General features: G+C 42.6%; 12 protein-coding genes. 10 read left to right on the top strand and 2 right to left on the bottom strand.

Annotated features, from left to right (window positions below):
* Window positions 1-66: 66 nt before the first annotated feature.
* The 7 genes from HY58_RS11395 to HY58_RS11365 are packed head-to-tail and all read left to right on the top strand — an operon-like array spanning window position 67 to window position 7,889.
* Complete coding sequence (locus HY58_RS11395) at window positions 67-1,161, top strand: Gfo/Idh/MocA family protein (protein ID WP_039131847.1); 1,095 nt, start codon at window positions 67-69, stop codon at window positions 1,159-1,161.
* Window positions 1,162-1,213: 52 nt separating this feature from the next.
* Window positions 1,214-2,308, top strand: coding sequence for a Gfo/Idh/MocA family protein (locus HY58_RS11390; RefSeq protein WP_052324065.1), 1,095 nt, complete (start codon window positions 1,214-1,216; stop codon window positions 2,306-2,308).
* 5 nt (window positions 2,309-2,313) lie between these two features.
* Complete coding sequence (locus HY58_RS11385) at window positions 2,314-3,057, top strand: glucosamine-6-phosphate deaminase (RefSeq protein ID WP_052324064.1); 744 nt, start codon at window positions 2,314-2,316, stop codon at window positions 3,055-3,057.
* Window positions 3,057-3,908, top strand: a complete 852-nt coding sequence (locus tag HY58_RS11380; RefSeq protein ID WP_039131845.1) for an ROK family protein — start codon at window positions 3,057-3,059, stop codon at window positions 3,906-3,908. Before HY58_RS11385 ends, HY58_RS11380 begins: the two co-directional genes overlap by 1 nt.
* A gap of 45 nt (window positions 3,909-3,953) precedes the next feature.
* Window positions 3,954-6,137, top strand: a complete 2,184-nt coding sequence (locus HY58_RS11375; RefSeq protein WP_039131842.1) for a penicillin acylase family protein — start codon at window positions 3,954-3,956, stop codon at window positions 6,135-6,137.
* A 55-nt stretch (window positions 6,138-6,192) separates the two neighbouring features.
* The gene (locus tag HY58_RS11370) at window positions 6,193-7,017 is read left to right on the top strand and encodes a ZIP family metal transporter (RefSeq protein WP_039131840.1); all 825 of its coding nucleotides are present in this window, start codon (window positions 6,193-6,195) and stop codon (window positions 7,015-7,017) included.
* The gene (locus tag HY58_RS11365; RefSeq protein WP_039131837.1) at window positions 7,014-7,889 is read left to right on the top strand and encodes a DMT family transporter; all 876 of its coding nucleotides are present in this window, start codon (window positions 7,014-7,016) and stop codon (window positions 7,887-7,889) included. Before HY58_RS11370 ends, HY58_RS11365 begins: the two co-directional genes overlap by 4 nt.
* A 13-nt stretch (window positions 7,890-7,902) precedes the next feature.
* On the opposite strand, the gene HY58_RS11360 is transcribed toward HY58_RS11365, so the two are convergent.
* On the bottom strand, window positions 7,903-8,748 hold the full coding sequence (locus tag HY58_RS11360; protein WP_039131835.1) for a neutral zinc metallopeptidase: 846 nt from the start codon (window positions 8,746-8,748) through the stop codon (window positions 7,903-7,905).
* 130 nt (window positions 8,749-8,878) lie between these two features.
* Here HY58_RS11360 and HY58_RS11355 point away from each other — a divergent pair, with 130 nt between their 5' ends.
* From HY58_RS11355 to HY58_RS11345, 3 genes are all read left to right on the top strand, one after another.
* The gene (locus HY58_RS11355) at window positions 8,879-9,091 is read left to right on the top strand and encodes a hypothetical protein (protein WP_039131832.1); all 213 of its coding nucleotides are present in this window, start codon (window positions 8,879-8,881) and stop codon (window positions 9,089-9,091) included.
* Between the two features lie 24 nt (window positions 9,092-9,115).
* Entirely contained in the window at window positions 9,116-9,565 is a 450-nt protein-coding gene (locus tag HY58_RS11350; RefSeq protein WP_052324063.1) for a DsrE family protein, read from the top strand.
* A 70-nt stretch (window positions 9,566-9,635) separates the two neighbouring features.
* A complete protein-coding gene (locus HY58_RS11345) occupies window positions 9,636-11,765 on the top strand; it encodes a catalase (RefSeq protein WP_039131831.1) in 2,130 nt (709 codons plus the stop codon).
* 4 nt (window positions 11,766-11,769) lie between these two features.
* Here HY58_RS11345 and HY58_RS11340 read toward each other — a convergent pair whose 3' ends face one another.
* Window positions 11,770-13,146 (bottom strand): Gfo/Idh/MocA family protein, encoded by a 1,377-nt coding sequence (locus tag HY58_RS11340; protein WP_082022153.1) that lies wholly within the window; start codon window positions 13,144-13,146, stop codon window positions 11,770-11,772.
* Window positions 13,147-13,154 lie beyond the last annotated feature (8 nt).

The raw sequence follows: 13,154 nt of genomic DNA, 5'->3' as shown, positions 1-13,154 counted from the left end.
AAAACTAACTACCATTTGTTTTTTGGATTTATCTTTCTATCATTATTTGTTCTAATTCAATCTGTCATGTTGAGAATCATAAGAATTGCATTGCTGCTACTGTTAGTTCAGCCAGTTTTTGCCCAAAAAGGGAAGCCTCTGAGAATTGGTATTGCAGGCCTCACACATACCCATGTTCATTGGTTGCTGGGAAGCGCCGCGCGGGGTGAGGTTGAGATCGTTGGCATTTCCGAGTCAAACCGTGAGCTCGCGAAACGTTATCTCACTCAGTATAAAATGGATATGCGACTGGTATATAACTCGCTGCCAGAAATGTTGCAAAAAACAAAGCCGGAGGCAGTGGCTGCCTTTGGTTCCATCGAGGAACACCTCGCTGTTGTTCAGAATTGTGCCCCGGCAGGCGTGCATGTGATGGTGGAGAAACCTCTTGCTGTGAGTCTTGACCATGCTTTGCAGATGAAAGAGCTTGCTGAGAAACATAAGATCCACCTGCTTACGAACTATGAAACAACCTGGTATTCCACCAATCACAAAACATTTGACCTGGTAACAAAAGACAGTTCAATCGGGAGGATTCGGAAAATGGTGGTGCACGATGGCCATGAGGGGCCAAAGGAGATCGGTGTTAACAAGGAGTTCCTCCACTGGCTTACCGATCCGGTGGCCAATGGTGGGGGAGCGCTGATGGATTTCGGATGTTATGGAGCTAACCTTGTTACATGGCTAATGGCCGGGCAGCGTCCTGAATCAGTACTGGCCATCACCCGCCAGTTTAAGCCGCATATTTATCCAAATGTTGATGATGATGCCACCATACTTGTCCAATTTCCAGGGATGCAGGCCGTGATACAGGCATCCTGGAACTGGCCATTCTCCAGGAAAGACATGGAAGTTTATGGAGAAACAGGTTATGTGTTTTCAGACAACAAGGCTGATCTTCGATTTCGCTTCAAACCAGATACACTTGAAAGAAGATCTGCTCTTCCGCCTCTGGCTGCCCCCTTTGATGATCCCTTTGCATATTTCGCAGGAGTGGTAAGGGGAAGCATTCGAATCCCGCCTTATGATCCTTCTTCCCTGGAGAACAATATGATTGTTATGGAGATCCTCGAAGCCGCTAAAAAAAGCGCCCGGGAAGGGAGAAAGATCATGTTGCAATAAATTACTATTCAGGATTTTGCATAACATTTTTACGGATATTTAAAATAAAAAGATGCTTAAAACGAAGGTTGCCATCCTTGGAGCAGGTTTTATATCAGATATTCATTTCGAGAGTTATCATCGGTTCATACCGGAAGCAGAAGTAGTTGCAGTGTATGCTCGCGACGCGGCTAAAGCAAAAGCCTTTGCAGAAAAACATAATATTCCAGCCTGGTATGATGATATCGATGCTATCTTATCTGAATCGGGATGTGAAGTGGTTGATATCTGCCTTCCTAATTTTCTGCATGCCAGTGTTACATTGAAAGCTGCTGATGCTGGTAAGCATATTATCATTGAAAAACCCCTGGCGTTAACGCTTGAAGAGGCTGATGCGATGATTGCCGCGTGCAAAGCTGCAGGTGTAAAACTCATGTATGCGGAAGAACTTTGCTTTGCTCCTAAATATGAACGGGTAAGACAAATGGTAAAGGAAGGTGGAGTGGGAGATATCTATATGCTTAAACAGGGTGAGAAACATTCTGGTCCGCATTCAGCCTGGTTTTATGATAAGAAGCTTTCAGGAGGCGGGGTTCTTATGGATATGGGCTGCCATGCCATTGCATGGTTTCGCTGGATGCTAAACAATGCACGTGCCGTTAGTGTATATGCTAGCATGGCAACCGTTTACCATAAAGATAAAACTGATTGCGAAGACAACTCCGTTGTTATCGTTGAGTTTGAAAATGGTGTTATTGGCGTTGCGGAGAACAGTTGGGCCAAGCATGGGGGAATGGATGATCGCTGTGAGGTTTATGGCACCGGAGGCGTGGTGTATGCAGATCTATTCATGGGCAATGCCGCTGTGTCCTATTCTAAAAACGGATATGGCTATGCTATGGAAAAAGCTGATACCACCATCGGGTGGAGCTTTACCATTTTTGAAGAAGTTTTCAACCAGGGATACCCGCATGAACTGAAACATTTTATTGATTGCATTCAACAAAATAAAGAACCTCTTGTAACTGGCGAGGATGGAAGGGCAGTATTGGAGATCATTAACGCTGCCTATGCTTCAGCTGCAGAGGGAAGGAAAATAATGCTGCCCTTTAGTCCGAAAGTAGAAAGACCAATTGATCTCTGGCATCATCCTCAACATATTAAATAAGCAAGATGCAGGTTTATATATCAGATAACTACCAACAGCAGGCTGGGCTTGCAGCAACGCACCTTGCAGAATGCATGTCATCACGCCCACAACCTCTTATCTGCGTTGCATCCGGTGATAGTCCGGCAGGAATGTATGCCTCACTCATTTCGCAGGTTAATAATAAGTTTTTGAATATTGATGAATGGAATTTCGTTGGACTGGATGAGTGGTTGGGAATGAATGGAAAAGACGAGGGTAGTTGCAGATACCATTTAAATCGCCAGCTGTTTGATCCGCTTAATATTAATGCCGCTAAGATCTGTTTCTTTGATGGCCGTGCGGCTGACCCTGATCATGAATGTGTGGTTACTGAAAATTATATCATTGATAAAGGCGGTATTGACGTGACTATTCTGGGATTGGGATTGAATGGCCATGTTGGCATGAATGAGCCCGGTTCGAATGCTGATTCGAGAAGTCGCGTGGTCACACTCGATCCTTTAACTGTTCAAACAGGACAGAAATATTTCAGCGAAGCCAAAGAACTGGAGGGTGGTCTCACGCTCGGGATAGGCACAATAATGGAATCTAAAAGTATTTTTCTCCTTGTAAATGGGCTTAAAAAAGCAGCTGTAGTAAAACGTATGCTGGAGGAACCGGCATCACCACAAATACCAGCCAGTTTGATACTTCAACATCCATCTATTCGTATTTACCTTGATAGGGATGCTGCATCCTTCCTTACCCATCAACATACAACAAACTGATGGCATCCACCCAGCATATTGGCATTGATCTCGGAGGCACAAATGTGCGCGTCGGATTGGTTGATGGCCCTCAACTTCTTGACTTGTATACTGAGTCAACAAAAGCGGGCGGATCGCAACAGGAAGTTATCGAGCAGCTGTTCTCTGTTACAGACCGCTTTTATAATGATCAAATTCAATCTATAGGTATTGGGGTGCCCGGACTTGTTGATGTTTCCCAGGGAATGGTGTTTGATGTTGTGAATATTCCTTCCTTACAGGAAATTCCTTTACAGGCATTAATGGAAGACAGGTACCGGATTCCAGTAAGAATTAATAATGATGCAAATTGTTTTGCTTTAGGTGAGTATCATTTCGGTACCGGTAAAAGACAAGGTTCCATGGTGGGTCTGTCAATAGGAACAGGGCTGGGTGCGGGTATTATCATCAATGGAAAATTGCATTCCGGCAAACATTGTGGGGCAGGTGAATTCGGAATGATCGATTACCTGGAACATAATATTGAGTACTATGCAAGCGGACAGTTTTTCCAACATGTTTATGATATTGATGGGTTAACCGTTTTTAAACTTGCGGTTGAGGGTGATGATTCTGCTCTGGAAATGTATAGGGTATTTGGAAAGCATCTTGGAAACGCTATTAAGACCATATTATATACCCTTGATACAGATAAAATTGTTCTGGGTGGGTCGGTTAGTGAAGCATGGCCTTACTTTAAAAACAGTATGTGGGAGCAGATCAAAACATTTGCGTATAAAAAAACTATATTGGAATTAAAAGTGGATATATCTGCCCTTAGTAACAGTGCTCTCCTGGGCGCTGCTGCACTTTATATTCATGATAATTTGTAATCTACAATCTATACTGATCTTTTGTGATTGGCTAATAAAAAATTTATGCGATTAATAGTGTTCTTTTTTCTCCTGCCTATTAACCTGATAGCACAGCCCTTTTCTTCCAAAGAGATAAGAAGCTGGGAGAACCAGGCAAAGCGGATCAATATCATTCGCGATAACTGGGGCATTCCCCACATTTATGGTAAAACAGATGCAGATGCTGTTTTCGGTTTGCTTTATGCGCAATGCGAAGATGATTTTAGCAGAGTTGAGGCAAATTATATTGAGAAATTGGGTCGCCTTTCTGAGGTAAATGGCAAAGATGACCTTTACAACGATCTGCTCATTCGATTGGTAATAGATTCTGCTGAGGCTATCAAAGATTATCAAAGGGCTCCTGTGTGGCTTAAGAATCTGTGTAATGCTTTTGCCGATGGCATCAATTATTATCTCTATAAAAACCCTTCCGTGAAACCGGCTTTGCTTCAGCGTTTTCAACCCTGGTATCCGATGCTGTGGACAGATGGTAGTATTGGAGCTATCAGCACTGCAGATATAAGGATGAGTGAATTGAAGGAATTTTATAGCGGGCAATCATCACTCACAAATACTACCTCATTCATTGAACCTCTACCCACTGGCTCAAATGGTTTTGCTATTGGTCCGGCTATTTCCGCTTCAAAAAATGCTATTCTTTATATCAATCCCCATGTTAGTTTTTATTTCCGACCCGAAGTACATATGGTTAGTGAAGAAGGTTTGAATGCCTACGGTGCTGTTACATGGGGTCAGTTTTTTATATACCAGGGTTTCAATGAAAAATGTGGTTGGATGCACACATCGAGCTATGTTGATGCTGCAGATAGTTATATTGAAAAAATTGAAATCCAGAATAACAAATGGTATTACCGTTATGATGGAAAAAAAATACCTGTTCGTCAAAAGCCAATCAGGCTCAGCTATAAAACTTCAGGTGGTATTATAATCACAACTATTCAGGCAAAGTTTACCCATCATGGTCCACTTATGGCAGTACGGAATGGTGAGTTTCTTAGCATGAAAGCAGATAATCGACTGTTGAATGGTTTGATCCAGTGTTGGAAAAGAACGAAGGCAAAAGGTTTAAAGGAATTTGAAAGTACTCTTGCTTTAAAAGGAAATATTTCCAATAATACTGTATATGCTGATGCCGATGGCAATATAGGTTACTGGCATGGTAACCGTATCCCGAAGCGTGATACAGCATTTAACTGGACGAAACCAGTTGATGGTTCTACGAAAGCATCTGAGTGGAAGGGCTTACATGAGATCAATCAAACCCTTCATGTTATAAATCCACGCAACGGCTGGCTCCAGAATTGTAATTCAACTCCTTTCCGGGTAGCCGGTGATGATAGTCCAAGCCCAGGCGGTTTCCCGGTTTACATGGCACCGGATGGTGAAAATTTTCGGGGTATCAATGCCGTTAGAGTTTTATCAGAGGAGAAAAAATTCACGCTTGATAAAATTATTACAGCAGGTTATGATACAAGGCTTTCTGCCTTTGAAGTTTTAGTTCCAGCTGTAGTTAAAGCATTTGAGCATACTATTCAACCAAATGATACGCTGTTTGCGTGGCTGGCCGGACCCATTGCTGTTCTCAAAAACTGGGATTATAAAAGTAATGAAGCTTCTATCGCAACTACTCTTGCTGTAGAATGGGGACAAAAATTATTGCCAATTATTCTCCAGACAAAAATTGTAGAGGATGAAGAACTTGATCAGGTTGAGAAGACATCTCATTTTGTTGCCTCTGCAAAACCGCTGGAATTACTGCAACCTCTATTGCAGACAGTTCTTGATCTACAGGCCCGGTTTGGAAAATGGCAGCTCCCCTGGGGCGAAATCAACCGCTTTCAAAGGCTAACTGGCTCACTACAGCCCTATTACAAAGATGACAAGCCCAGTTTGCCGGTAGGCTTTGCTTCCGGTACCTGGGGTATGTTACCTTCTTATACCAGCAGAACTTTTCCGGGCACCAATAAAAGATATGGGGTTCATGGCAATAGTTTTGTTTGTGCTGTGGAATTTGGGACAAAGGTTAAAGCGAAAGCACTGTTGGCAGGTGGGCAGAGCGGTGATCCGGCTTCAAAACATTTTAAAGACCAGGCGACATTATATAGCACCGGAACGTTTCGCGATGTATTGTTTTATAAAGAGGATGTTTTGAAGGCGGTTGAGCGACAATATCATCCCGGAGAATGATTCAAAATCAACAGGCACGTATAAGGGAACCAAAGATTAAGTATTTTTATCCTTAATGGAGCAGCTAGAAAAGTTTTTATCTGAGATCGGTCCGGTGAAAGCAGCACTTATTGCCACTACTTTCACCTGGTTAGTTACAGCAGCGGGAGCCTCTCTCGTATTTTTCTTTTCCACCGTTCGCCGAAGTGTTTTTGATGCCATGCTGGGCTTTACGGGTGGCGTTATGGTAGCCGCAAGCTTCTGGTCACTGCTTGCACCGAGTATTGAACACTCAGAGAAATTATATCCTGATTTTCCCTGGATGCCCGCAGCGGTTGGATTTCTTGCGGGGGCGCTTTTTATTTTCAGTCTTGATAAATTCATGCCTCACCTGCATATAAATTTTGGCGATGACGAGTCGGAAGGGATGAAAACGAAATGGCATAAGACCACTTTGCTGTTACTTGCTATAACCCTTCATAATATTCCGGAGGGGCTTGCTGTAGGAGTTTTGTTTGGTGCAGCTTCACTGGGAGTGGGGGAACATACAACCGCGGCCGCAATTGCCCTTGCTATCGGCATCGGACTTCAGAATTTTCCCGAAGGACTAGCCGTTTCTATGCCATTGCGCAGGCATGGTGTGGGTCGGTTTAAGAGTTTTTGGTATGGACAACTATCTGCAATTGTTGAACCTGTTGCAGGTGTGCTTGGCGCTTATGCAGTTATTCATATGGAACCAGTATTACCCTATGCGCTTGCATTTGCAGCAGGAGCAATGATCTATGTTGTTGTGGAAGAAGTAATTCCGGAAACACAACGTGATAAATATACCGACGTTGCAGTGCTGGGGTTCATCGGCGGCTTTGTGGTCATGATGATTCTCGATGTGGCGCTGGGATGATACTAATTACAACCATAGCCGTTATTGCCAGGATCATTTCTAATCCACTTGGCAATGTTTTTCAGAAAAAGCTCACGCAAAATGGGAAGCATCCGCTTGTAATAAATTTTATAACCTACCTGCTACTTGCTTTAACAAGCCTGTTTTTTATAAGAGGAATTGATTTCGGGAATTTATCTGGTTCATTCTGGATTTATTCTTTGCTGGGAGGAATAGCCGGCGCTATCGGAAATGGGTTCCTTGTAAAGGCATTGGAAAGTGGTGACCTCTCTGTACTCGGACCGGTTAATGCCTATAAATCTGTAGTGGGATTAATAGCTGGAATTTTCATTTTAAAGGAAATTCCGGGTATATGGGGGCTTGCAGGCATGTTGCTGATCATAGGTGGAAGCTATTTTGTTCTGGATACACTCGAAGAACGATTCAGCTGGGCGCTTCTGAAAAGAAAGGATATTCAATACAGACTGTGGGCAATGATACTAACTGCAATCGAAGCAGTATTTATTAAAAACGTCATTATAGAATCCAACCCGGTTATTGCATTTATTTCATGGTGTGTTTTTGGAACAGTATTTTCATTGGTACTCCTGGGAATAAACCGGGTATCATTATATGGTGCATGGCGCACACTGACCCTAAGCGATGGAGGTAATTTTGGCCTGCTTATACTGTGCATGGGTATCATGCAATTGACTACAAACTATGTACTGGCTAATATGCCTGTGGCCTATGGTCTGGCATTGTTTCAACTTTCCACCATAGTCAGTATTTTCCTTGGCTATAGTATATTTCAGGAAACAGCAATTGGCCGAAAATTATTTGGAGCCATTATTATGATCGCCGGATCAACACTGATTATTTTTTTCAGTTAGCAGCGTTGATCAATTACCGGAGGCGAGGATCATTGAATGTATTTCCCTGTGAAACATCCCCTGTTTCATAGCCTTTTTTGAACCAATACATTCTTTGTTGCGAAGTACCGTGGGTAAAAGATTCAGGCACGGTATAGCCCTGTCCTTCTTTCTGAAGCCTATCATCACCAATAGCATTTGCAGCATTCATAGCTTCTTCAAAATCACCTTCTTCAAGTAGCTGTTTATTTTTGGTATGATGTGCCCAAACACCTGCCAGGAAATCGGCCTGGAGTTCAAACATCACAGAAAATTTGTTGTATTCCTCCTGGCTTACGCGCCCTCTCAGTTGAGCAAGTTTGTCCGTTGTACCCAGCAAAGTCTGTACATGATGACCAACTTCATGTGAAACCACATAGGCCATGGCAAAATCACCTGGTGCACCAAATCGCTGCTGTAACTCATCATAAAAAGAAAGGTCTATATATAGTTTATTATCACCAGGGCAATAGAATGGTCCACTTGCTGAAGTTGCCGAACCGCAACCTGATTGTGTGCCTCCGCTGAATAATACCAATGTTGGCTCCTGGTACTGAGAACCTGCCTGAGAAAAAATTTGGTTCCACACATCTTCCGTTTCTGCCAGCACAACCCGAACAAATTGCGCTTTTGTATCATCAGCCGCCTTTTGCTCTTCACTCATGGGTTGTGTCTGTTGCTGTCCGGGTATAGGGAGTTGTGAAACATCCACATCACCTCCCAGGAACATATTTACCAACAAAACGATTACTCCAAGGATACCCCCACCAATAGCAATCGGTCCACCCATACCCCTGCGGTCTTCTACATTTCCGCTTTCGCGTCTACCAGTCCAGCGCATAGTTTAAATTTAAAAATGTTCATAAAAAAAGTATGCCGCAGCATTTAACGGCTGTATTCAACGTAACTATTATCACATAAAACTACCTTGTAAGCACAGAACTTTGCAGACTAATATATAAATAATATTTATGATGAATATTGGAAAAAAATATTGGCTTCCTATTGTTGGTGCAATAGTTGGTGGAATTGCAGGTTACCTTTACTATGTAAACATCGGTTGTGTAACCGGAACTTGTGCCATCACTTCAAAACCATTGAATAGTACACTTTATTTTGCCATGATGGGAGCTTTGCTTTTCTCAATGTTCAGAAATGAAGAGAAAAAAACACCGGCAGAATAACTCTTATTTAGGTAAATTACCAATATGAATAAATATATATCCACTTTCGTTCTTGCGCTTTGTTTGGCTGGCACCGGATTAAAAGCACAGGTAACAGAGCCGCAGGTAAAAAATTTGCAGGCTGTAAAACACAGGGTTGTTATCCAGCTTTCGAGCAATGATACCCTGGCCTGGAAAGGTTTGATGAACAATCTGAAGAACCTCAAAGAGGGCTGGGGGGATAGTGTTCAGGTGAAAGTAGTTGCACACGGAAACGGCATTCAATTGCTGATGGCAGCTAAAACTACACAGCTCGACAATATCCGCAAGTTCAAGGCTATGGGCATCGACTTTGTAGGATGTGAAAATACTCTCCGTGAGAAAAAAATCAGCAAAACGGAAATCATACCGGAAGCCGGCTTTGTAAAAATGGGTGTCGGTGAAATTATACTCAGGCAGGAAGATGGCTGGTCGTATATTAAATCCGGATTCTAATATCTATTGAATGGCATGCTTTTTTTGATTGATCTGTATCCCACCATTTAAACGATTCAATCAAACAGCCATGGCAAAGAAAAAATCAGTTGGCAAGACGCCCGTCAATGTCAAGCTTCAGCAACTTGAAGAGCACAAGGAATCAGGACTTGATGAATTCCTGAGTACCAACCAGGGATTGAAAATTAACGATAACCAGAATTCTTTAAAAGCCGGAGAGCGTGGGGCAACGCTTTTGGAAGACTTTATTCTCAGGGAAAAAATTACCCATTTCGATCATGAGCGTATACCTGAAAGAATTGTTCATGCCCGGGGATCTGCAGCTCATGGAATTTTTGAGTTGTATGAATCCATGAGCCAGTTTACCCGAGCCGGATTCTTACAGAAAAAAGGCACTGTAACACCAGTATTTGTTCGTTTCAGTACAGTAGCGGGCTCAAGGGGATCAACTGATCTTGCCCGTGATGTGCGGGGGTTTGCAGTAAAATTCTATACGGAGGAAGGTAACTACGATCTGGTAGGAAATAATATGCCAGTTTTCTTTATACAGGATGCAATGAAATTCCCTGATCTTGTGCATGCTGTAAAACCTGAGCCCCATCATGAAATGCCACAGGCAGCTTCTGCTCATGACACGTTCTGGGACTTTATTTCATTGATGCCCGAGAGTATGCACATGATCATGTGGGCAATGAGTGACAGGGCTATACCGAGAAGTCTTCGTATGATGGAAGGCTTTGGTGTACACACCTTCCGTTTTGTTAATGCATCAAACCAGGCCTTCTTTGTTAAGTTTCATTGGAAACCATTACTGGGTATTCATAGTGTTGCATGGGATGAAGCCCAGAAAATATCTGGTAAGGATCCCGATTTCCATCGCCGGGATCTTTGGGAAGCTATTGAGGCAGGTGCATTTCCGGAATGGGAACTCGGAGTTCAGATCATACCCGAAAAAGATGAACATAAATTTGAATTTGACCTTCTTGATCCAACTAAACTTATTCCTGAAGAATTGGTGCCAGTCAAGATCATAGGCAAAATGACACTGAACAGAAATCCGGATAATTTCTTTGCAGAAACAGAACAGGTAGCATTTCATCCTGGGCACCTTGTACCAGGAATTGATTTCACAAACGATCCTTTGCTACAGGGTAGATTATTCTCTTATACGGACACACAACTTTCCCGCCTTGGTAGTCCTAATTTTCACGAAATACCTATCAACAGGCCCGTTGCCCCCCTACACAACAATCAGCGTGATGGGCATATGCGGCAAATGATAAATAAAGGTGAAGTGAGTTACCATCCTAACAGTATTGGTAACGGTTGTCCATTTCAGGCAAAGGCTGCGGAAGGTGGATTTGTATCTTATAACGAAAGAATTGATGCACGAAAAGTGCGTGCAAGGAGCAGAAGTTTCTTTGATCATTTCAGCCAGGCAACGCTATTCTTCAATAGTCAAAGTGAGCCTGAGAAAAATCATATCATTGATGCGCTTCGTTTTGAATTAGGGAAAGTTGAGCGTCCGGCCATCAGGGAAAGAATGTTGGGATTACTTACCCAGGTTGACCGCACTCTGGCAGCTAAAGTTGCCGAAGGACTTGGAATACCTGTTCCAAAAGTACCTGAAATGCCCTTGAACCATAGCATTCCAGCTGACGGTGATCCAAAGAAATTCCAGCCAACAAAAGTTAAAAGCAGTATTGAGCGCTCGGAAGCTTTAAGTATGGCGAATACTATTAAGAATACGATTAAATCGCGTCAGATAGCTTTTCTTATTGCAGATGGGGTTGATGCGTCAGCAATAGATATTATGCGAAGTAGCCTTGAAGCAGGTGGTGCACGGGTTAAATTAATTGCTCCCCGGCTGGGCTCAGTAAAGTCCACTAAAGGAGATATTGCAGTTGACATGAGTTTTCTAACTGCAACCTCCGTTGTATTTGACGCTATATATATTCCTGGTGGCAAAGGGTCAGTGGAAAAATTAGCTGCCGAGGCTGATGCAGTTCATTTTGTAAATGAAGCTTACCGTCATTGCAAAGCGATAGCCACAGCTGAGGATGCAACCGCTTTCCTGGATGTAACAGCAGTGGTACAAGATGAGGCAGTGATTACAAACGGCAATGCAAAAGCATTCATAAATGCAATAGCAAAACATCGTTTGTGGGAAAGGGAAAAAGGAAGAAAGGTTCCCGCTTAATATTTTATATACGAATATCTTCAATGGTACGGTTCAGGCGACTTCTTTCAGCAGCAAAAGCCATAAGATGACTTTCCACGGAGGCTTCAATGGAGGAGCTTAATAAAGTCTTGTCCTGCTGAGAAATTGCCTGGACCCAATCCTTTACCAACAAATGATCCCCACCTCCATGCGCATCTGTCTTTAAAGACCAGGTTACCTGTTTTTTTGTTTTAAAATCCGTCATTACAAAAGTTTCCATATCACCAATAATATCACCTTTTGATCCCATTATACGGGTTCTCCTTCCTTCATAAGAAACATGGGCTTCCATAGAAAATGCGGCAGTTACGCCATTCTCAAATAGAATATTTACTGTCAGGTGATCAGGCTGATCATTATCCATTTTAAACACACATCGTCCATAATCGGTAGTCTTTAATTGTTCAAGGATTGAATTATCCCAGTCACTCCTGTCTTCCGGCAAATCAAAGACATAGAGTCGTTTCCTGTCTCTATAATAGATCTGTAATGCAGAATATGCGCAACTATTTTCAACCTTGCATCCATCCGTGCATCTTTCCGTACTCCCTTCCGGAGCATTGGCCGTTTTGAACCATCTTAAGTTCCCGAAACAATGCACATCATGTGCTTCGCTTCCTACCAGCCAACGAATGATATCAGTATCATGACATGATTTGGCAAGAATTATAGGCGTTGCTTTTTTACTGTTTCGCCACTTTCCTCTAACATAAGAATGGCTCATATGAACATGTTCTATCGGCTCCATATGATGTATACTGATAATGTCACCTATAAGTCCCGCATCCAGAATTGTTTTGAGTTCCCTGAAATATGGTGAATAACGTAAAACATGACAAACACCTACAATGCGATTTGTTTCCTGGGCTTTATGCAAAATCTCCCTGCATTCTTCTTCAGAAGGTGCAATCGGTTTTTCAAGAAGTATATCATAGCCGGCATCCAGTGCCGCCAGGCATGGTGCGGTATGGAGGTTGTCTGGAGTAGCGATTATGACTGCATCAGCAAGTTTTTCAATTTTAAATACCGTGCTCCAGTCATTAAATATCATGTGTTCCGGAATATTATATGCCTTTGCGGTTTTCTTTCTTTTTTCAGGATTTATATCCGCAACACCAACTATCTTAAGTTCTTCTGGAAATTTTTTTGAATATGAGGCATAGTTCGATCCGCGATGGCCAGCGCCAATCAATATTGCTGTAACAGGCCTTGTGATCTTTCGATGGCGGGGATTATAATAGAGGTCATCTTCCAGTCCAAAAATTGAAGCGAACTCCTTCCACTTTAAAACCGCATTATCCTTAATTATATCAAACGACCTTAAGAGAATCCGGGAAGCGATAAACTGGCGTAACGACATTTCCTGCA

This window comes from Flavihumibacter sp. ZG627 (genome assembly GCF_000814325.1).
Classification (GTDB): Bacteria; Bacteroidota; Bacteroidia; order Chitinophagales; family Chitinophagaceae; genus Flavihumibacter.
The sequence above is the reverse complement of the archived record's forward strand: the minus strand, read 5'-3'. Positions and strand labels throughout refer to the sequence as shown.